General features: G+C 50.2%; 15 protein-coding genes and 4 tRNA genes. 7 read left to right on the top strand and 12 right to left on the bottom strand.

Features of this window, described 5'->3' with window-relative positions:
• Window positions 1-28: 28 nt before the first annotated feature.
• Window positions 29-104: transfer RNA gene (locus QLG09_RS21855), tRNA-Asn, on the top strand.
• Between the two features lie 163 nt (window positions 105-267).
• Window positions 268-1,530, top strand: coding sequence for an integrase arm-type DNA-binding domain-containing protein (locus QLG09_RS21850; RefSeq protein ID WP_282489392.1), 1,263 nt, complete (start codon window positions 268-270; stop codon window positions 1,528-1,530).
• Window positions 1,531-1,792: 262 nt separating this feature from the next.
• On the opposite strand, the gene QLG09_RS21845 is transcribed toward QLG09_RS21850, so the two are convergent.
• The 4 genes from QLG09_RS21845 to nac (QLG09_RS21830) form a co-directional block, all read right to left on the bottom strand.
• A complete protein-coding gene (locus QLG09_RS21845) occupies window positions 1,793-2,149 on the bottom strand; it encodes a hypothetical protein (protein WP_079231896.1) in 357 nt (118 codons plus the stop codon).
• Window positions 2,139-4,460 carry a hypothetical protein gene (locus QLG09_RS21840; RefSeq protein ID WP_282489390.1) on the bottom strand — a complete coding sequence of 774 codons (2,322 nt, stop codon included), beginning with the start codon at window positions 4,458-4,460 and terminating at the stop codon, window positions 2,139-2,141. Before QLG09_RS21840 ends, QLG09_RS21845 begins: the two co-directional genes overlap by 11 nt.
• Before the next feature lie 480 nt (window positions 4,461-4,940).
• Window positions 4,941-5,891, bottom strand: coding sequence for an HTH-type transcriptional regulator Cbl (cbl, locus tag QLG09_RS21835; RefSeq protein WP_047955842.1), 951 nt, complete (start codon window positions 5,889-5,891; stop codon window positions 4,941-4,943).
• Between the two features lie 96 nt (window positions 5,892-5,987).
• Complete coding sequence (nac, locus tag QLG09_RS21830; protein ID WP_014170773.1) at window positions 5,988-6,905, bottom strand: nitrogen assimilation transcriptional regulator NAC; 918 nt, start codon at window positions 6,903-6,905, stop codon at window positions 5,988-5,990.
• Window positions 6,906-7,225: 320 nt separating this feature from the next.
• Here nac (QLG09_RS21830) and QLG09_RS21825 point away from each other — a divergent pair.
• Window positions 7,226-7,301, top strand: a tRNA-Asn gene (locus QLG09_RS21825).
• Between the two features lie 163 nt (window positions 7,302-7,464).
• Window positions 7,465-8,727 (top strand): integrase arm-type DNA-binding domain-containing protein, encoded by a 1,263-nt coding sequence (locus QLG09_RS21820; protein WP_282489392.1) that lies wholly within the window; start codon window positions 7,465-7,467, stop codon window positions 8,725-8,727.
• A gap of 262 nt (window positions 8,728-8,989) precedes the next feature.
• Here QLG09_RS21820 and QLG09_RS21815 read toward each other — a convergent pair whose 3' ends face one another.
• The 4 genes from QLG09_RS21815 to nac (QLG09_RS21800) form a co-directional block, all read right to left on the bottom strand.
• Window positions 8,990-9,346, bottom strand: coding sequence for a hypothetical protein (locus QLG09_RS21815; RefSeq protein WP_079231896.1), 357 nt, complete (start codon window positions 9,344-9,346; stop codon window positions 8,990-8,992).
• Window positions 9,336-11,657 (bottom strand): hypothetical protein, encoded by a 2,322-nt coding sequence (locus tag QLG09_RS21810; RefSeq protein ID WP_282489390.1) that lies wholly within the window; start codon window positions 11,655-11,657, stop codon window positions 9,336-9,338. The genes QLG09_RS21815 and QLG09_RS21810 overlap by 11 nt, the downstream gene beginning before the upstream one ends.
• A gap of 480 nt (window positions 11,658-12,137) precedes the next feature.
• Entirely contained in the window at window positions 12,138-13,088 is a 951-nt protein-coding gene (cbl, locus tag QLG09_RS21805) for an HTH-type transcriptional regulator Cbl (protein WP_047955842.1), read from the bottom strand.
• A 96-nt stretch (window positions 13,089-13,184) separates the two neighbouring features.
• On the bottom strand, window positions 13,185-14,102 hold the full coding sequence (gene nac / locus QLG09_RS21800; RefSeq protein WP_014170773.1) for a nitrogen assimilation transcriptional regulator NAC: 918 nt from the start codon (window positions 14,100-14,102) through the stop codon (window positions 13,185-13,187).
• A gap of 320 nt (window positions 14,103-14,422) precedes the next feature.
• Here nac (QLG09_RS21800) and QLG09_RS21795 point away from each other — a divergent pair.
• Together QLG09_RS21795 and QLG09_RS21790 are read left to right on the top strand one after the other, a co-directional pair.
• A tRNA-Asn gene (locus QLG09_RS21795) sits at window positions 14,423-14,498 on the top strand.
• 163 nt (window positions 14,499-14,661) lie between these two features.
• Entirely contained in the window at window positions 14,662-15,924 is a 1,263-nt protein-coding gene (locus tag QLG09_RS21790; RefSeq protein WP_282489392.1) for an integrase arm-type DNA-binding domain-containing protein, read from the top strand.
• 262 nt (window positions 15,925-16,186) lie between these two features.
• Here QLG09_RS21790 and QLG09_RS21785 read toward each other — a convergent pair whose 3' ends face one another.
• The 4 genes from QLG09_RS21785 to nac (QLG09_RS21770) form a co-directional block, all read right to left on the bottom strand.
• Window positions 16,187-16,543, bottom strand: coding sequence for a hypothetical protein (locus tag QLG09_RS21785; RefSeq protein WP_079231896.1), 357 nt, complete (start codon window positions 16,541-16,543; stop codon window positions 16,187-16,189).
• A complete protein-coding gene (locus tag QLG09_RS21780; protein ID WP_282489390.1) occupies window positions 16,533-18,854 on the bottom strand; it encodes a hypothetical protein in 2,322 nt (773 codons plus the stop codon). The genes QLG09_RS21785 and QLG09_RS21780 overlap by 11 nt, the downstream gene beginning before the upstream one ends.
• A gap of 480 nt (window positions 18,855-19,334) precedes the next feature.
• A complete protein-coding gene (gene cbl / locus QLG09_RS21775; RefSeq protein ID WP_047955842.1) occupies window positions 19,335-20,285 on the bottom strand; it encodes an HTH-type transcriptional regulator Cbl in 951 nt (316 codons plus the stop codon).
• A gap of 96 nt (window positions 20,286-20,381) precedes the next feature.
• Window positions 20,382-21,299, bottom strand: a complete 918-nt coding sequence (gene nac, locus QLG09_RS21770) for a nitrogen assimilation transcriptional regulator NAC (RefSeq protein WP_014170773.1) — start codon at window positions 21,297-21,299, stop codon at window positions 20,382-20,384.
• A 320-nt stretch (window positions 21,300-21,619) separates the two neighbouring features.
• On the opposite strand from nac (QLG09_RS21770), the gene QLG09_RS21765 reads away from it, so the two are divergent.
• Window positions 21,620-21,695, top strand: a tRNA-Asn gene (locus tag QLG09_RS21765).
• Window positions 21,696-21,700: the final 5 nt, after the last annotated feature.

Here is a 21,700-nt window from a genome sequence, read left to right as displayed (position 1 = left end):
TCGATAATATGCGCCCCGTTCACACGATTCCTCTGTAGTTCAGTCGGTAGAACGGCGGACTGTTAATCCGTATGTCACTGGTTCGAGTCCAGTCAGAGGAGCCAAATTTTAGTCTTAAGACATCTCAGTGAGTCTTAAGACGTTTTAAAAACAAGCAGTTAGACTGAACCGGTTGTCCTGATAAGGATTGCCGGTTTTTTGGCATCTGTGTTTTTGGGCTTGCTCGGGGGTCTCACGGTTCGTTGAACGCATGGAGCCCCCCCCGCTATATCACTCACAGATACCGCTATCCGCAATCTCAGACCCACTGACAAACCCTTCAAACTCGGCGACAGTTCAGGACTGTACCTGCTGATCAAGCCTAATGGCTCAAAACTCTGGTATATGAAGTACCGCATTGACGGGAAAGAGAAGAAGCTGGCCTTTGGCCCCTACCCGGATGTTTCCCTGCTTAAGGCGCGCCACTTCCGCGATGCGGCACGCTGTAAAGTGCGTGAAGGAGCCGATCCCGCCGTTGACAAAAAAATCGCACAGCAGAAAAAGAAAAACAGACAGACATTCCGCCAGATCGCCATGAACTGGCATGCCGACCACCGGCGCTGGTCTGCACATTATGCGACGACCATCCAGCGCAGGCTGGAAAGGTATGTGTTTTCGGATCTCGGGGACAAATATATCCATCAAATCGTCACGAAAGATCTGCTGTTTACCCTGCGTAAAGTGGAGAACAAAGGCTTTCTGGAGAAAGCCGCAAGGCTGAAAAACTACGTCACCGAAATCATGCGCTATGCGGTGAAAAAGCAGTTCATCAAATCAAACCCGGCGCTGGATCTGGATGGTGAGTTTACCCCACCGGGGACGCAACATTACCCGGCCCTGCCGCTTGAAAAACTGCCTGAACTGTTATCCCGGACGGATAACTACTCCGGCAGGCTGCTGACACGGTATGCGCTTAAGCTGTCGCTGCTGTTCTTTGTCCGCTCCAGCGAACTGCGCTTTGCCCGCTGGAGTGAGACCGACTGGCGGCAGAAGCTCTGGATAATCCCGGAAGAACGGGAACAGATCGAAAACGTGCTCTTCTCCCATCGTGGCGCAAAGATGAAAACACAGCACATCGTCCCGCTATCCGTTCAGGCGATCGCGATCCTGAAGCAAACTGAAGCGCTCTCCGGGCATCTGACGTTTATTTTCCCCGGCGAATACGACCAGGATAAGTGCATGAGCGACAACACTATCAACAAGGCATTACGTGTGATGGGCTATGACACCAAAAAAGAGGTCTGCGGTCACGGTTTCCGGGCGATGGCATGCAGTGCGCTGAGTGAGTCGCGGCTATGGAGCAAGGAGGCCATTGAAAAACAGATAAGCCATCAGGAAAGTAACAGCGTGGGTGCCGCCTATATCCATAAGGCAGAATATCTGGAAGAGCGGAGCAGCATGATGCAGTGGTGGGCGGATTATCTGAATGTAAACACAGAGCGGTATCTATCGCCTTATCAGTATGCGGGACACGAGAGAGAAGCGTCATAGCACAGACCTCTTTTCAATCGTGTATGTTTGTAGATTTTACGTAATTACCGGATATTGAGGTGTTCAATTCAGAATAAAATGTAATTCAGTTCTGCACCAGACCAATTATCAACCCACTATAATTATGTAAGAATTAACGCTTTTCAGCGCCTCAAAGAGGCCGCTACAAGATTGTATCTTGCGGCGGCTTTTTTAAACTTACTGTTATTTGTACAGTAAAACCTTGCTTCGACAAACCAAGACCAGGAGCCTGAGGATACAGTTATGGAAGCATTGCATCAAAATACTTCATTTCTTCCTGATAGTTTTTAATAAGACAATTATTCATTTCGGCCATTTCTGCATCAGTCCCTTTTGACTCTATAGTTTCCAGCTGGCATTTTTTATTAATCATCTGCCCCCACGAATTTTTCAGATCCAAAATCAAAGACTTACGCTCTATATTGTTATCGATTTGTTCATCAATAGATTTATTCAAATTGTCCAGTGCGGATTTAACTTCTCCTGAACTTTTCTGATTAATGCTCGCCAGTTGATTATTTTCCGTCTCGGAAAATGCGGCAAAACCTGCTGTAGAATATGAAGCAAATAAAATAAGTAATAGACATTTAATTTTCATAAAATCTAACTCTCCTTAAGAATCTATCTTGTGGAACATTTAGCCACTGAGCTCTATTTGATAATATCTGACCGAATGCAGATAGATCCCCAGTGTATGCGTAGCGCTGAATTAAAGAGCGAGCATGAGATGTGTAATCTCCACGATATCTAAGGTCAACAAGTACCTCTTTTATTTTTTCTGGAATATCATTCCATGCCTGTTCCGGAGTGATATTTTGATTCGGATGATATGCCCTGATGGTTGCAGGCTTCTGACATATTCTTTTGACATCGGCTTCTAACCTATTGTAGGTAATAACAAAAAGATCATATTGCTGTTTTCTGGTTATCTCATAACTACTAATGTCATTGTTTGCTGATTCATAACGATTTTGAGCCTCTAAGCCAGACAGACCTTTTGATTCGACAAGCCAGGTATTAAGCGGTTGACTTAATTCAATAGAGTCGAGGTCTGATGTTGGATCATTTTGTTGACCCAGGTCATATCCCCGGCCAATCGTTATTCCTGAAACACCACCCGGCCAGTGAATATGGCGACTGAAATAAGGACTACTGTTATTATCATTTCCTTCAGCATCAAACGTTAACTGCCCTTTAGGTACAGTTAACCATTTTATATCCATATCATCATCACCGGACATTACATATAAGAACTCCAGAGGATGAAAGTGCCATACTGAACGTTGGCTGGCGAACGGCTGAACCTTATCCATCCAGTGCGTGGCATCCAGAAATCCGCCGTTAGCCAGTTTCACAACTGGACTTTCGTCCTTGTCCTTAAATACCGATGACCAGCGTGTATCATCCCGGGTACTGTGCCAGTCGCTGTCATGTTTCACTATCAGCCGTCGCGCATACTCCGGGATATTCATCTGATTCGTATGCAGTGCGTCAAACAAATACTGGTCCTGTGATTTATCAGGGTATGGGCTGGGTGGTCTTCTGTTTTCAGCGTTGTGGATCAGGCTGTCATAAAACATTTTTGCCTGTGAACTTTGTGGCCCTTTTTCGCCATCAAAGTGAGAATCGATGCTTTTCAGGGCATCAGTAACCCAAGGTTCATCCAGCGTGCGGGTAAAATCGGTTGTGGGGGCAGCTTCGATGCAGTGAAAGTTTAACGCGGCTAAATCATGCTGACTGAGCTGCTCCACATCGTCCTGGTGCATCCAGCTGTGTGGGCGGATCTGAAAGTACGTTATCCCGGTTTTATCCGTAAACGGGTACGTGGCATCGCGCGGGATAATTCTTCCGGCATCAGCGCGGGTAATGGCGCTCATCTGCTCAAAGGTACTGTCTTCATTCTCTCCGTTTCGCAGGTACATTGGTCGTTTCAGCTTAAGCTTGATAAACTGTTTGCCGGTTTTAATGCCCTTCACGTTGGCCACAAAATCCGGCACATGCTCATCAAGGCTCAGCAATTCGATATGCGCTTTATAGTCCGTGGTGATTATTTGTGGGTAATTATCTTCATCGGCCAGATCCTGAGCGCCGAGGAATCCGACCGAATCACCCGCCTTAACCGTCACTTTAAGTGGGACAGGTGGCACCACCACATCATCAAACATGCCGTGATTCAGCGCATCGTGCATCCAGTCAGGCAGACACACGTGACATTCACCGTCAGGCTCCAGATATTCAGGACGCATTGAAACCCAGAAGAGCTCCCCGGCGGGTTTACCATTCTGAAGGCGCTGCACCAGGGCGAACGGCTCAGGCTGTCTTTCCATCAAAAACGATATTTGTTGCAGTACTGCGAGCGTATCGCCCTGCATCAGCGTCCTGCGCTGACCGTGTTTGTTTGTCAGTACTTCCGGCACAATTTCGCGGCTGTCGTCATGGCGGGAATATTTACGCATCCGCACACCATGACCTTTCGGCGTAACCCGATAAAGCGGGCGTTCAGGATATTCTGACAAAGGTGCCAGGTGCATATAAAGCTGATACAGCGTCAGCCAGGAGGACTCATCTCGTTCATCAGGCTTGTACACAGATCTGACAAGCACAAAGGTACCGGACTGGCGAAGCGATTGCGCCTGCATGCATTCAATATTCGCGTAGTCCCGGTTCACCCGCCATGCCACCACTTCGCCGTCCATCATGAACTGGAGCGGTACAGACGTTTCCGGTGCATTCTGGCTCAGCACCGATGCCGGAGAGGAGGATGATCCGATATGGATACCGCCGTGCCAGTAACGACTCATGCCAAGTAACCACCAACCGTGGGCATTTTTGCGGATGTCGGTCAGCAATTCGTCATAGTTCTTATACTCCCGCCCGTCGGCCTTCCGTACCGGGTAACGTATGTCCATCGTTTTTCCTTAAGTTAAATCCCTAAAACCCTAATAGTCGCAGGGAGTTAATACGAAGGGGAGTAAAATTTATGCAGATTTTATTACAGGCAGGTAATTATGCGTTTGCAGACGATAACAGATGTTACCGCAACAGCACGTAGGTATTAAGGGTCTTACGAAAGGGAAAAGGCTGAAGGGTAATGGCGCATAAAGGTAACGGCCCTGCCCGAAAAGGCTACAGGGCTGAAGGCCAAAAGACAGGGCTGATGCGGCATTGCGTACTCAGACTGTATCAGGAATCAATTTCGGACAGTCTGCCAACTCAGCCACGTTACCGTCAGGATGTTTCCGCCCCTTGTCTGAGGTGGCGTATGTGATAAAAATACATACGCCACCTCAGACAGGCTTCTCTTTGGGCAACTGCTTCCGTTTACTATGATGGTTCGGCGCGTGGCGATTTCCCTTGAGCTTTATGGCGTTGCGTTTGAAAGCCAGCCGCTAAATCTGATAATCAATCGCCACTTCTTCTGGCTCCATCACCTGACGTTTAATCTCATCTACCGACAGCCCGGCGTTGCAGAGCTCGATAAAGCGCCACACATAGTTGCGCTGCAGTTGTCCACGCTTCAGGCCGAGCCATACGGTATTGGCATCAAAGAGATGACGCGTATCCAGTCGTACCAGGCTCTCCGTCTCGCGTTCACCACCGGACTGTTCCGCCACCAGACCAATGCCCAGCCCCAGCTCGACGTAGGTTTTGATTACATCAGAGTCCTGTGCACTCAGCACCACATCCGGCGTTAAGCCTTTGCGGTTAAAGGCTTCATCAATGCGCGAGCGTCCGGTAATACCCTGCCGGTAGGTAATCAGCGGCCATTTCGCGATATCTTCCAGCGTCAGGGGCGTAACCTGATTCAGCGGATGGTCGACGGGAAGTAACAGACTGTGGTACCAGCGAAACCACGGGAAAGCCACCAGCAGCGGATCGTTGCTCAGGCGTTCACTGGCAATGCCGATATCTGCCCCACCGTTTTGCAACAGCACGTCAATTTCCTGCGGTGTGCCCTGGATAAGCTCCAGACGGACGTCAGGGAAAAGTTCACGGAAGGCTTTAATCACCGGCGGCAGGCTGTAACGCGCCTGGGTGTGGGTGGTGGCGATAGTGAGGACGCCCGAGGCGTCATTGGTAAAGAGATCCGCCAGGCGACGAACATTACTGGCCTCGTTGAGGATCCGCTCAGCGATGGTCAGCAAGGCTTTTCCCGGCTCCGTCATGCCAAGCAGACGCTTGCCGCGACGGATAAAAATCTCTATCCCCAGTTCTTCTTCCAGCTCGCGGATATGGCGACTGACGCCGGACTGAGAGGTATAAAGCATATTGGCGACCTCGGTCAGGTTGTAGTCCCGCCTGGCCGCCTCACGGATAATTTTAAGTTGCTGGAAATTCACGATTCACTCCGGCGCATCTGACATAACGCTATTGTTAGAGTCAGCCGACCTGCAGAACAAATAATAAAAACCAGCATCTTATGCTTTTATGGAATATCAACTCACCAGCTGCAGCTCACGATTCTCCAGAGACGGTTTGCTGACCAGCGACATCAGAATCTCTTTTACCGCCTGCGCCTGAGGTGACAGCGATCCGCGCGCGGACATATTCAGCGACAGCGGTAAGCTCATCGAAGGCGTGGTGATGCGCGCCATCCAGCCGTTGGCTGCGCTGCACAGCGAACGTGCTGCGGATTCTGGCAGAACGGTCACACCCATACCGCTGGCTATAGCGGCGGTTAGCGTGGAGATGGAATCAATTTCACCGATAATTTTTGCCGTCAGGCGGCGCAGGGAGAACGCTTCATCCACACGCACGCGCACCGCGCTGTAGTCACGCGGCAGGAACAGATTCATTTCTGCAACGGCCGTCAGATCGACGCTCTGCCCCGGACAGTCGCGGGTGCCCACAAGGTAGAGATCTTCTTTCAGCAGCGGCTGGCTGGTGATCCCGGCCACCGGTGAGCGGTCGTACAGCACCGCCATATCCAGCTGGCCGCTAAGAAGTTTGTCATTCAGCACAGAACCGCTGTTCTCATGCAGGTAAACCAGCACTTCTGGCAGCTCTGCGCGGACGGCCTGCAGCAGCGGCATGGTAATAGAGGACGCGGCCGTTCCCGGAGCCAGCCCAATGGATACGTGGCCGCTCAGCGTCTGGCCCACGTTATTCACCGCCAGCTGCGCCTGTTCGCACTGGCGAAGGATGGTGCGCGCATGGGTATAAAGGATTTTGCCTGCTTCCGTTGGCGTCACGCCACGTTTGGTGCGGATCAACAGCTGCTGATCCATCTCGCCTTCCAGAGTAGCCACCTGCTGGCTCAGCGCAGGCTGCGCGATATGCAGCACTTCCGCCGCTTGAGTCAGGCTGCCGATATCGACGATTTTTACGAAGTATTTCAGTCGTCTTAAGTTCATTTTGCCCCCTGTTCGAAATGCTGTGCCGGTACTGGCTTTTCATTGTTGATAGGGTTTTGCAATATGAATGCCAGTTTTACGAAGAGGTCTGATTTGTCGCTAAGCGGCTGAAAATAAGGAAAGCTAATCATAGGCAGCGGTTTTATTACTGAAACAGCAGTTTATGATCTGCCCCATTAGGGGTATGTGCGCACCATTACGGTGCATTCCGGCGTCAAAAACGCCATTTTGCTGATTTTGTCAGCAAACGATCAAAAGGCGTTGATCCACCCTTTGACAAGGCCGGCTGACGTCGATAATATGCGCCCCGTTCACACGATTCCTCTGTAGTTCAGTCGGTAGAACGGCGGACTGTTAATCCGTATGTCACTGGTTCGAGTCCAGTCAGAGGAGCCAAATTTTAGTCTTAAGACATCTCAGTGAGTCTTAAGACGTTTTAAAAACAAGCAGTTAGACTGAACCGGTTGTCCTGATAAGGATTGCCGGTTTTTTGGCATCTGTGTTTTTGGGCTTGCTCGGGGGTCTCACGGTTCGTTGAACGCATGGAGCCCCCCCCGCTATATCACTCACAGATACCGCTATCCGCAATCTCAGACCCACTGACAAACCCTTCAAACTCGGCGACAGTTCAGGACTGTACCTGCTGATCAAGCCTAATGGCTCAAAACTCTGGTATATGAAGTACCGCATTGACGGGAAAGAGAAGAAGCTGGCCTTTGGCCCCTACCCGGATGTTTCCCTGCTTAAGGCGCGCCACTTCCGCGATGCGGCACGCTGTAAAGTGCGTGAAGGAGCCGATCCCGCCGTTGACAAAAAAATCGCACAGCAGAAAAAGAAAAACAGACAGACATTCCGCCAGATCGCCATGAACTGGCATGCCGACCACCGGCGCTGGTCTGCACATTATGCGACGACCATCCAGCGCAGGCTGGAAAGGTATGTGTTTTCGGATCTCGGGGACAAATATATCCATCAAATCGTCACGAAAGATCTGCTGTTTACCCTGCGTAAAGTGGAGAACAAAGGCTTTCTGGAGAAAGCCGCAAGGCTGAAAAACTACGTCACCGAAATCATGCGCTATGCGGTGAAAAAGCAGTTCATCAAATCAAACCCGGCGCTGGATCTGGATGGTGAGTTTACCCCACCGGGGACGCAACATTACCCGGCCCTGCCGCTTGAAAAACTGCCTGAACTGTTATCCCGGACGGATAACTACTCCGGCAGGCTGCTGACACGGTATGCGCTTAAGCTGTCGCTGCTGTTCTTTGTCCGCTCCAGCGAACTGCGCTTTGCCCGCTGGAGTGAGACCGACTGGCGGCAGAAGCTCTGGATAATCCCGGAAGAACGGGAACAGATCGAAAACGTGCTCTTCTCCCATCGTGGCGCAAAGATGAAAACACAGCACATCGTCCCGCTATCCGTTCAGGCGATCGCGATCCTGAAGCAAACTGAAGCGCTCTCCGGGCATCTGACGTTTATTTTCCCCGGCGAATACGACCAGGATAAGTGCATGAGCGACAACACTATCAACAAGGCATTACGTGTGATGGGCTATGACACCAAAAAAGAGGTCTGCGGTCACGGTTTCCGGGCGATGGCATGCAGTGCGCTGAGTGAGTCGCGGCTATGGAGCAAGGAGGCCATTGAAAAACAGATAAGCCATCAGGAAAGTAACAGCGTGGGTGCCGCCTATATCCATAAGGCAGAATATCTGGAAGAGCGGAGCAGCATGATGCAGTGGTGGGCGGATTATCTGAATGTAAACACAGAGCGGTATCTATCGCCTTATCAGTATGCGGGACACGAGAGAGAAGCGTCATAGCACAGACCTCTTTTCAATCGTGTATGTTTGTAGATTTTACGTAATTACCGGATATTGAGGTGTTCAATTCAGAATAAAATGTAATTCAGTTCTGCACCAGACCAATTATCAACCCACTATAATTATGTAAGAATTAACGCTTTTCAGCGCCTCAAAGAGGCCGCTACAAGATTGTATCTTGCGGCGGCTTTTTTAAACTTACTGTTATTTGTACAGTAAAACCTTGCTTCGACAAACCAAGACCAGGAGCCTGAGGATACAGTTATGGAAGCATTGCATCAAAATACTTCATTTCTTCCTGATAGTTTTTAATAAGACAATTATTCATTTCGGCCATTTCTGCATCAGTCCCTTTTGACTCTATAGTTTCCAGCTGGCATTTTTTATTAATCATCTGCCCCCACGAATTTTTCAGATCCAAAATCAAAGACTTACGCTCTATATTGTTATCGATTTGTTCATCAATAGATTTATTCAAATTGTCCAGTGCGGATTTAACTTCTCCTGAACTTTTCTGATTAATGCTCGCCAGTTGATTATTTTCCGTCTCGGAAAATGCGGCAAAACCTGCTGTAGAATATGAAGCAAATAAAATAAGTAATAGACATTTAATTTTCATAAAATCTAACTCTCCTTAAGAATCTATCTTGTGGAACATTTAGCCACTGAGCTCTATTTGATAATATCTGACCGAATGCAGATAGATCCCCAGTGTATGCGTAGCGCTGAATTAAAGAGCGAGCATGAGATGTGTAATCTCCACGATATCTAAGGTCAACAAGTACCTCTTTTATTTTTTCTGGAATATCATTCCATGCCTGTTCCGGAGTGATATTTTGATTCGGATGATATGCCCTGATGGTTGCAGGCTTCTGACATATTCTTTTGACATCGGCTTCTAACCTATTGTAGGTAATAACAAAAAGATCATATTGCTGTTTTCTGGTTATCTCATAACTACTAATGTCATTGTTTGCTGATTCATAACGATTTTGAGCCTCTAAGCCAGACAGACCTTTTGATTCGACAAGCCAGGTATTAAGCGGTTGACTTAATTCAATAGAGTCGAGGTCTGATGTTGGATCATTTTGTTGACCCAGGTCATATCCCCGGCCAATCGTTATTCCTGAAACACCACCCGGCCAGTGAATATGGCGACTGAAATAAGGACTACTGTTATTATCATTTCCTTCAGCATCAAACGTTAACTGCCCTTTAGGTACAGTTAACCATTTTATATCCATATCATCATCACCGGACATTACATATAAGAACTCCAGAGGATGAAAGTGCCATACTGAACGTTGGCTGGCGAACGGCTGAACCTTATCCATCCAGTGCGTGGCATCCAGAAATCCGCCGTTAGCCAGTTTCACAACTGGACTTTCGTCCTTGTCCTTAAATACCGATGACCAGCGTGTATCATCCCGGGTACTGTGCCAGTCGCTGTCATGTTTCACTATCAGCCGTCGCGCATACTCCGGGATATTCATCTGATTCGTATGCAGTGCGTCAAACAAATACTGGTCCTGTGATTTATCAGGGTATGGGCTGGGTGGTCTTCTGTTTTCAGCGTTGTGGATCAGGCTGTCATAAAACATTTTTGCCTGTGAACTTTGTGGCCCTTTTTCGCCATCAAAGTGAGAATCGATGCTTTTCAGGGCATCAGTAACCCAAGGTTCATCCAGCGTGCGGGTAAAATCGGTTGTGGGGGCAGCTTCGATGCAGTGAAAGTTTAACGCGGCTAAATCATGCTGACTGAGCTGCTCCACATCGTCCTGGTGCATCCAGCTGTGTGGGCGGATCTGAAAGTACGTTATCCCGGTTTTATCCGTAAACGGGTACGTGGCATCGCGCGGGATAATTCTTCCGGCATCAGCGCGGGTAATGGCGCTCATCTGCTCAAAGGTACTGTCTTCATTCTCTCCGTTTCGCAGGTACATTGGTCGTTTCAGCTTAAGCTTGATAAACTGTTTGCCGGTTTTAATGCCCTTCACGTTGGCCACAAAATCCGGCACATGCTCATCAAGGCTCAGCAATTCGATATGCGCTTTATAGTCCGTGGTGATTATTTGTGGGTAATTATCTTCATCGGCCAGATCCTGAGCGCCGAGGAATCCGACCGAATCACCCGCCTTAACCGTCACTTTAAGTGGGACAGGTGGCACCACCACATCATCAAACATGCCGTGATTCAGCGCATCGTGCATCCAGTCAGGCAGACACACGTGACATTCACCGTCAGGCTCCAGATATTCAGGACGCATTGAAACCCAGAAGAGCTCCCCGGCGGGTTTACCATTCTGAAGGCGCTGCACCAGGGCGAACGGCTCAGGCTGTCTTTCCATCAAAAACGATATTTGTTGCAGTACTGCGAGCGTATCGCCCTGCATCAGCGTCCTGCGCTGACCGTGTTTGTTTGTCAGTACTTCCGGCACAATTTCGCGGCTGTCGTCATGGCGGGAATATTTACGCATCCGCACACCATGACCTTTCGGCGTAACCCGATAAAGCGGGCGTTCAGGATATTCTGACAAAGGTGCCAGGTGCATATAAAGCTGATACAGCGTCAGCCAGGAGGACTCATCTCGTTCATCAGGCTTGTACACAGATCTGACAAGCACAAAGGTACCGGACTGGCGAAGCGATTGCGCCTGCATGCATTCAATATTCGCGTAGTCCCGGTTCACCCGCCATGCCACCACTTCGCCGTCCATCATGAACTGGAGCGGTACAGACGTTTCCGGTGCATTCTGGCTCAGCACCGATGCCGGAGAGGAGGATGATCCGATATGGATACCGCCGTGCCAGTAACGACTCATGCCAAGTAACCACCAACCGTGGGCATTTTTGCGGATGTCGGTCAGCAATTCGTCATAGTTCTTATACTCCCGCCCGTCGGCCTTCCGTACCGGGTAACGTATGTCCATCGTTTTTCCTTAAGTTAAATCCCTAAAACCCTAATAGTCGCAGGGAGTTAATACGAAGGGGAGTAAAATTTATGCAGATTTTATTACAGGCAGGTAATTATGCGTTTGCAGACGATAACAGATGTTACCGCAACAGCACGTAGGTATTAAGGGTCTTACGAAAGGGAAAAGGCTGAAGGGTAATGGCGCATAAAGGTAACGGCCCTGCCCGAAAAGGCTACAGGGCTGAAGGCCAAAAGACAGGGCTGATGCGGCATTGCGTACTCAGACTGTATCAGGAATCAATTTCGGACAGTCTGCCAACTCAGCCACGTTACCGTCAGGATGTTTCCGCCCCTTGTCTGAGGTGGCGTATGTGATAAAAATACATACGCCACCTCAGACAGGCTTCTCTTTGGGCAACTGCTTCCGTTTACTATGATGGTTCGGCGCGTGGCGATTTCCCTTGAGCTTTATGGCGTTGCGTTTGAAAGCCAGCCGCTAAATCTGATAATCAATCGCCACTTCTTCTGGCTCCATCACCTGACGTTTAATCTCATCTACCGACAGCCCGGCGTTGCAGAGCTCGATAAAGCGCCACACATAGTTGCGCTGCAGTTGTCCACGCTTCAGGCCGAGCCATACGGTATTGGCATCAAAGAGATGACGCGTATCCAGTCGTACCAGGCTCTCCGTCTCGCGTTCACCACCGGACTGTTCCGCCACCAGACCAATGCCCAGCCCCAGCTCGACGTAGGTTTTGATTACATCAGAGTCCTGTGCACTCAGCACCACATCCGGCGTTAAGCCTTTGCGGTTAAAGGCTTCATCAATGCGCGAGCGTCCGGTAATACCCTGCCGGTAGGTAATCAGCGGCCATTTCGCGATATCTTCCAGCGTCAGGGGCGTAACCTGATTCAGCGGATGGTCGACGGGAAGTAACAGACTGTGGTACCAGCGAAACCACGGGAAAGCCACCAGCAGCGGATCGTTGCTCAGGCGTTCACTGGCAATGCCGATATCTGCCCCACCGTTTTGCAACAGCACGTCAATTTCCTGCGGTGTGCCCTGGATAAGCTCCAGACGGACGTCAGGGAAAAGTTCACGGAAGGCTTTAATCACCGGCGGCAGGCTGTAACGCGCCTGGGTGTGGGTGGTGGCGATAGTGAGGACGCCCGAGGCGTCATTGGTAAAGAGATCCGCCAGGCGACGAACATTACTGGCCTCGTTGAGGATCCGCTCAGCGATGGTCAGCAAGGCTTTTCCCGGCTCCGTCATGCCAAGCAGACGCTTGCCGCGACGGATAAAAATCTCTATCCCCAGTTCTTCTTCCAGCTCGCGGATATGGCGACTGACGCCGGACTGAGAGGTATAAAGCATATTGGCGACCTCGGTCAGGTTGTAGTCCCGCCTGGCCGCCTCACGGATAATTTTAAGTTGCTGGAAATTCACGATTCACTCCGGCGCATCTGACATAACGCTATTGTTAGAGTCAGCCGACCTGCAGAACAAATAATAAAAACCAGCATCTTATGCTTTTATGGAATATCAACTCACCAGCTGCAGCTCACGATTCTCCAGAGACGGTTTGCTGACCAGCGACATCAGAATCTCTTTTACCGCCTGCGCCTGAGGTGACAGCGATCCGCGCGCGGACATATTCAGCGACAGCGGTAAGCTCATCGAAGGCGTGGTGATGCGCGCCATCCAGCCGTTGGCTGCGCTGCACAGCGAACGTGCTGCGGATTCTGGCAGAACGGTCACACCCATACCGCTGGCTATAGCGGCGGTTAGCGTGGAGATGGAATCAATTTCACCGATAATTTTTGCCGTCAGGCGGCGCAGGGAGAACGCTTCATCCACACGCACGCGCACCGCGCTGTAGTCACGCGGCAGGAACAGATTCATTTCTGCAACGGCCGTCAGATCGACGCTCTGCCCCGGACAGTCGCGGGTGCCCACAAGGTAGAGATCTTCTTTCAGCAGCGGCTGGCTGGTGATCCCGGCCACCGGTGAGCGGTCGTACAGCACCGCCATATCCAGCTGGCCGCTAAGAAGTTTGTCATTCAGCACAGAACCGCTGTTCTCATGCAGGTAAACCAGCACTTCTGGCAGCTCTGCGCGGACGGCCTGCAGCAGCGGCATGGTAATAGAGGACGCGGCCGTTCCCGGAGCCAGCCCAATGGATACGTGGCCGCTCAGCGTCTGGCCCACGTTATTCACCGCCAGCTGCGCCTGTTCGCACTGGCGAAGGATGGTGCGCGCATGGGTATAAAGGATTTTGCCTGCTTCCGTTGGCGTCACGCCACGTTTGGTGCGGATCAACAGCTGCTGATCCATCTCGCCTTCCAGAGTAGCCACCTGCTGGCTCAGCGCAGGCTGCGCGATATGCAGCACTTCCGCCGCTTGAGTCAGGCTGCCGATATCGACGATTTTTACGAAGTATTTCAGTCGTCTTAAGTTCATTTTGCCCCCTGTTCGAAATGCTGTGCCGGTACTGGCTTTTCATTGTTGATAGGGTTTTGCAATATGAATGCCAGTTTTACGAAGAGGTCTGATTTGTCGCTAAGCGGCTGAAAATAAGGAAAGCTAATCATAGGCAGCGGTTTTATTACTGAAACAGCAGTTTATGATCTGCCCCATTAGGGGTATGTGCGCACCATTACGGTGCATTCCGGCGTCAAAAACGCCATTTTGCTGATTTTGTCAGCAAACGATCAAAAGGCGTTGATCCACCCTTTGACAAGGCCGGCTGACGTCGATAATATGCGCCCCGTTCACACGATTCCTCTGTAGTTCAGTCGGTAGAACGGCGGACTGTTAATCCGTATGTCACTGGTTCGAGTCCAGTCAGAGGAGCCAAATTTTAGTCTTAAGACATCTCAGTGAGTCTTAAGACGTTTTAAAAACAAGCAGTTAGACTGAACCGGTTGTCCTGATAAGGATTGCCGGTTTTTTGGCATCTGTGTTTTTGGGCTTGCTCGGGGGTCTCACGGTTCGTTGAACGCATGGAGCCCCCCCCGCTATATCACTCACAGATACCGCTATCCGCAATCTCAGACCCACTGACAAACCCTTCAAACTCGGCGACAGTTCAGGACTGTACCTGCTGATCAAGCCTAATGGCTCAAAACTCTGGTATATGAAGTACCGCATTGACGGGAAAGAGAAGAAGCTGGCCTTTGGCCCCTACCCGGATGTTTCCCTGCTTAAGGCGCGCCACTTCCGCGATGCGGCACGCTGTAAAGTGCGTGAAGGAGCCGATCCCGCCGTTGACAAAAAAATCGCACAGCAGAAAAAGAAAAACAGACAGACATTCCGCCAGATCGCCATGAACTGGCATGCCGACCACCGGCGCTGGTCTGCACATTATGCGACGACCATCCAGCGCAGGCTGGAAAGGTATGTGTTTTCGGATCTCGGGGACAAATATATCCATCAAATCGTCACGAAAGATCTGCTGTTTACCCTGCGTAAAGTGGAGAACAAAGGCTTTCTGGAGAAAGCCGCAAGGCTGAAAAACTACGTCACCGAAATCATGCGCTATGCGGTGAAAAAGCAGTTCATCAAATCAAACCCGGCGCTGGATCTGGATGGTGAGTTTACCCCACCGGGGACGCAACATTACCCGGCCCTGCCGCTTGAAAAACTGCCTGAACTGTTATCCCGGACGGATAACTACTCCGGCAGGCTGCTGACACGGTATGCGCTTAAGCTGTCGCTGCTGTTCTTTGTCCGCTCCAGCGAACTGCGCTTTGCCCGCTGGAGTGAGACCGACTGGCGGCAGAAGCTCTGGATAATCCCGGAAGAACGGGAACAGATCGAAAACGTGCTCTTCTCCCATCGTGGCGCAAAGATGAAAACACAGCACATCGTCCCGCTATCCGTTCAGGCGATCGCGATCCTGAAGCAAACTGAAGCGCTCTCCGGGCATCTGACGTTTATTTTCCCCGGCGAATACGACCAGGATAAGTGCATGAGCGACAACACTATCAACAAGGCATTACGTGTGATGGGCTATGACACCAAAAAAGAGGTCTGCGGTCACGGTTTCCGGGCGATGGCATGCAGTGCGCTGAGTGAGTCGCGGCTATGGAGCAAGGAGGCCATTGAAAAACAGATAAGCCATCAGGAAAGTAACAGCGTGGGTGCCGCCTATATCCATAAGGCAGAATATCTGGAAGAGCGGAGCAGCATGATGCAGTGGTGGGCGGATTATCTGAATGTAAACACAGAGCGGTATCTATCGCCTTATCAGTATGCGGGACACGAGAGAGAAGCGTCATAGCACAGACCTCTTTTCAATCGTGTATGTTTGTAGATTTTACGTAATTACCGGATATTGAGGTGTTCAATTCAGAATAAAATGTAATTCAGTTCTGCACCAGACCAATTATCAACCCACTATAATTATGTAAGAATTAACGCTTTTCAGCGCCTCAAAGAGGCCGCTACAAGATTGTATCTTGCGGCGGCTTTTTTAAACTTACTGTTATTTGTACAGTAAAACCTTGCTTCGACAAACCAAGACCAGGAGCCTGAGGATACAGTTATGGAAGCATTGCATCAAAATACTTCATTTCTTCCTGATAGTTTTTAATAAGACAATTATTCATTTCGGCCATTTCTGCATCAGTCCCTTTTGACTCTATAGTTTCCAGCTGGCATTTTTTATTAATCATCTGCCCCCACGAATTTTTCAGATCCAAAATCAAAGACTTACGCTCTATATTGTTATCGATTTGTTCATCAATAGATTTATTCAAATTGTCCAGTGCGGATTTAACTTCTCCTGAACTTTTCTGATTAATGCTCGCCAGTTGATTATTTTCCGTCTCGGAAAATGCGGCAAAACCTGCTGTAGAATATGAAGCAAATAAAATAAGTAATAGACATTTAATTTTCATAAAATCTAACTCTCCTTAAGAATCTATCTTGTGGAACATTTAGCCACTGAGCTCTATTTGATAATATCTGACCGAATGCAGATAGATCCCCAGTGTATGCGTAGCGCTGAATTAAAGAGCGAGCATGAGATGTGTAATCTCCACGATATCTAAGGTCAACAAGTACCTCTTTTATTTTTTCTGGAATATCATTCCATGCCTGTTCCGGAGTGATATTTTGATTCGGATGATATGCCCTGATGGTTGCAGGCTTCTGACATATTCTTTTGACATCGGCTTCTAACCTATTGTAGGTAATAACAAAAAGATCATATTGCTGTTTTCTGGTTATCTCATAACTACTAATGTCATTGTTTGCTGATTCATAACGATTTTGAGCCTCTAAGCCAGACAGACCTTTTGATTCGACAAGCCAGGTATTAAGCGGTTGACTTAATTCAATAGAGTCGAGGTCTGATGTTGGATCATTTTGTTGACCCAGGTCATATCCCCGGCCAATCGTTATTCCTGAAACACCACCCGGCCAGTGAATATGGCGACTGAAATAAGGACTACTGTTATTATCATTTCCTTCAGCATCAAACGTTAACTGCCCTTTAGGTACAGTTAACCATTTTATATCCATATCATCATCACCGGACATTACATATAAGAACTCCAGAGGATGAAAGTGCCATACTGAACGTTGGCTGGCGAACGGCTGAACCTTATCCATCCAGTGCGTGGCATCCAGAAATCCGCCGTTAGCCAGTTTCACAACTGGACTTTCGTCCTTGTCCTTAAATACCGATGACCAGCGTGTATCATCCCGGGTACTGTGCCAGTCGCTGTCATGTTTCACTATCAGCCGTCGCGCATACTCCGGGATATTCATCTGATTCGTATGCAGTGCGTCAAACAAATACTGGTCCTGTGATTTATCAGGGTATGGGCTGGGTGGTCTTCTGTTTTCAGCGTTGTGGATCAGGCTGTCATAAAACATTTTTGCCTGTGAACTTTGTGGCCCTTTTTCGCCATCAAAGTGAGAATCGATGCTTTTCAGGGCATCAGTAACCCAAGGTTCATCCAGCGTGCGGGTAAAATCGGTTGTGGGGGCAGCTTCGATGCAGTGAAAGTTTAACGCGGCTAAATCATGCTGACTGAGCTGCTCCACATCGTCCTGGTGCATCCAGCTGTGTGGGCGGATCTGAAAGTACGTTATCCCGGTTTTATCCGTAAACGGGTACGTGGCATCGCGCGGGATAATTCTTCCGGCATCAGCGCGGGTAATGGCGCTCATCTGCTCAAAGGTACTGTCTTCATTCTCTCCGTTTCGCAGGTACATTGGTCGTTTCAGCTTAAGCTTGATAAACTGTTTGCCGGTTTTAATGCCCTTCACGTTGGCCACAAAATCCGGCACATGCTCATCAAGGCTCAGCAATTCGATATGCGCTTTATAGTCCGTGGTGATTATTTGTGGGTAATTATCTTCATCGGCCAGATCCTGAGCGCCGAGGAATCCGACCGAATCACCCGCCTTAACCGTCACTTTAAGTGGGACAGGTGGCACCACCACATCATCAAACATGCCGTGATTCAGCGCATCGTGCATCCAGTCAGGCAGACACACGTGACATTCACCGTCAGGCTCCAGATATTCAGGACGCATTGAAACCCAGAAGAGCTCCCCGGCGGGTTTACCATTCTGAAGGCGCTGCACCAGGGCGAACGGCTCAGGCTGTCTTTCCATCAAAAACGATATTTGTTGCAGTACTGCGAGCGTATCGCCCTGCATCAGCGTCCTGCGCTGACCGTGTTTGTTTGTCAGTACTTCCGGCACAATTTCGCGGCTGTCGTCATGGCGGGAATATTTACGCATCCGCACACCATGACCTTTCGGCGTAACCCGATAAAGCGGGCGTTCAGGATATTCTGACAAAGGTGCCAGGTGCATATAAAGCTGATACAGCGTCAGCCAGGAGGACTCATCTCGTTCATCAGGCTTGTACACAGATCTGACAAGCACAAAGGTACCGGACTGGCGAAGCGATTGCGCCTGCATGCATTCAATATTCGCGTAGTCCCGGTTCACCCGCCATGCCACCACTTCGCCGTCCATCATGAACTGGAGCGGTACAGACGTTTCCGGTGCATTCTGGCTCAGCACCGATGCCGGAGAGGAGGATGATCCGATATGGATACCGCCGTGCCAGTAACGACTCATGCCAAGTAACCACCAACCGTGGGCATTTTTGCGGATGTCGGTCAGCAATTCGTCATAGTTCTTATACTCCCGCCCGTCGGCCTTCCGTACCGGGTAACGTATGTCCATCGTTTTTCCTTAAGTTAAATCCCTAAAACCCTAATAGTCGCAGGGAGTTAATACGAAGGGGAGTAAAATTTATGCAGATTTTATTACAGGCAGGTAATTATGCGTTTGCAGACGATAACAGATGTTACCGCAACAGCACGTAGGTATTAAGGGTCTTACGAAAGGGAAAAGGCTGAAGGGTAATGGCGCATAAAGGTAACGGCCCTGCCCGAAAAGGCTACAGGGCTGAAGGCCAAAAGACAGGGCTGATGCGGCATTGCGTACTCAGACTGTATCAGGAATCAATTTCGGACAGTCTGCCAACTCAGCCACGTTACCGTCAGGATGTTTCCGCCCCTTGTCTGAGGTGGCGTATGTGATAAAAATACATACGCCACCTCAGACAGGCTTCTCTTTGGGCAACTGCTTCCGTTTACTATGATGGTTCGGCGCGTGGCGATTTCCCTTGAGCTTTATGGCGTTGCGTTTGAAAGCCAGCCGCTAAATCTGATAATCAATCGCCACTTCTTCTGGCTCCATCACCTGACGTTTAATCTCATCTACCGACAGCCCGGCGTTGCAGAGCTCGATAAAGCGCCACACATAGTTGCGCTGCAGTTGTCCACGCTTCAGGCCGAGCCATACGGTATTGGCATCAAAGAGATGACGCGTATCCAGTCGTACCAGGCTCTCCGTCTCGCGTTCACCACCGGACTGTTCCGCCACCAGACCAATGCCCAGCCCCAGCTCGACGTAGGTTTTGATTACATCAGAGTCCTGTGCACTCAGCACCACATCCGGCGTTAAGCCTTTGCGGTTAAAGGCTTCATCAATGCGCGAGCGTCCGGTAATACCCTGCCGGTAGGTAATCAGCGGCCATTTCGCGATATCTTCCAGCGTCAGGGGCGTAACCTGATTCAGCGGATGGTCGACGGGAAGTAACAGACTGTGGTACCAGCGAAACCACGGGAAAGCCACCAGCAGCGGATCGTTGCTCAGGCGTTCACTGGCAATGCCGATATCTGCCCCACCGTTTTGCAACAGCACGTCAATTTCCTGCGGTGTGCCCTGGATAAGCTCCAGACGGACGTCAGGGAAAAGTTCACGGAAGGCTTTAATCACCGGCGGCAGGCTGTAACGCGCCTGGGTGTGGGTGGTGGCGATAGTGAGGACGCCCGAGGCGTCATTGGTAAAGAGATCCGCCAGGCGACGAACATTACTGGCCTCGTTGAGGATCCGCTCAGCGATGGTCAGCAAGGCTTTTCCCGGCTCCGTCATGCCAAGCAGACGCTTGCCGCGACGGATAAAAATCTCTATCCCCAGTTCTTCTTCCAGCTCGCGGATATGGCGACTGACGCCGGACTGAGAGGTATAAAGCATATTGGCGACCTCGGTCAGGTTGTAGTCCCGCCTGGCCGCCTCACGGATAATTTTAAGTTGCTGGAAATTCACGATTCACTCCGGCGCATCTGACATAACGCTATTGTTAGAGTCAGCCGACCTGCAGAACAAATAATAAAAACCAGCATCTTATGCTTTTATGGAATATCAACTCACCAGCTGCAGCTCACGATTCTCCAGAGACGGTTTGCTGACCAGCGACATCAGAATCTCTTTTACCGCCTGCGCCTGAGGTGACAGCGATCCGCGCGCGGACATATTCAGCGACAGCGGTAAGCTCATCGAAGGCGTGGTGATGCGCGCCATCCAGCCGTTGGCTGCGCTGCACAGCGAACGTGCTGCGGATTCTGGCAGAACGGTCACACCCATACCGCTGGCTATAGCGGCGGTTAGCGTGGAGATGGAATCAATTTCACCGATAATTTTTGCCGTCAGGCGGCGCAGGGAGAACGCTTCATCCACACGCACGCGCACCGCGCTGTAGTCACGCGGCAGGAACAGATTCATTTCTGCAACGGCCGTCAGATCGACGCTCTGCCCCGGACAGTCGCGGGTGCCCACAAGGTAGAGATCTTCTTTCAGCAGCGGCTGGCTGGTGATCCCGGCCACCGGTGAGCGGTCGTACAGCACCGCCATATCCAGCTGGCCGCTAAGAAGTTTGTCATTCAGCACAGAACCGCTGTTCTCATGCAGGTAAACCAGCACTTCTGGCAGCTCTGCGCGGACGGCCTGCAGCAGCGGCATGGTAATAGAGGACGCGGCCGTTCCCGGAGCCAGCCCAATGGATACGTGGCCGCTCAGCGTCTGGCCCACGTTATTCACCGCCAGCTGCGCCTGTTCGCACTGGCGAAGGATGGTGCGCGCATGGGTATAAAGGATTTTGCCTGCTTCCGTTGGCGTCACGCCACGTTTGGTGCGGATCAACAGCTGCTGATCCATCTCGCCTTCCAGAGTAGCCACCTGCTGGCTCAGCGCAGGCTGCGCGATATGCAGCACTTCCGCCGCTTGAGTCAGGCTGCCGATATCGACGATTTTTACGAAGTATTTCAGTCGTCTTAAGTTCATTTTGCCCCCTGTTCGAAATGCTGTGCCGGTACTGGCTTTTCATTGTTGATAGGGTTTTGCAATATGAATGCCAGTTTTACGAAGAGGTCTGATTTGTCGCTAAGCGGCTGAAAATAAGGAAAGCTAATCATAGGCAGCGGTTTTATTACTGAAACAGCAGTTTATGATCTGCCCCATTAGGGGTATGTGCGCACCATTACGGTGCATTCCGGCGTCAAAAACGCCATTTTGCTGATTTTGTCAGCAAACGATCAAAAGGCGTTGATCCACCCTTTGACAAGGCCGGCTGACGTCGATAATATGCGCCCCGTTCACACGATTCCTCTGTAGTTCAGTCGGTAGAACGGCGGACTGTTAATCCGTATGTCACTGGTTCGAGTCCAGTCAGAGGAGCCAAATTT

The sequence above is a fragment of the Enterobacter sp. V89_11 genome, assembly GCF_029967775.1.
Classification (GTDB): Bacteria; Pseudomonadota; Gammaproteobacteria; order Enterobacterales; family Enterobacteriaceae; genus Enterobacter; species Enterobacter ludwigii.
This window is presented reverse-complemented; position numbering and strand designations above follow the sequence as displayed.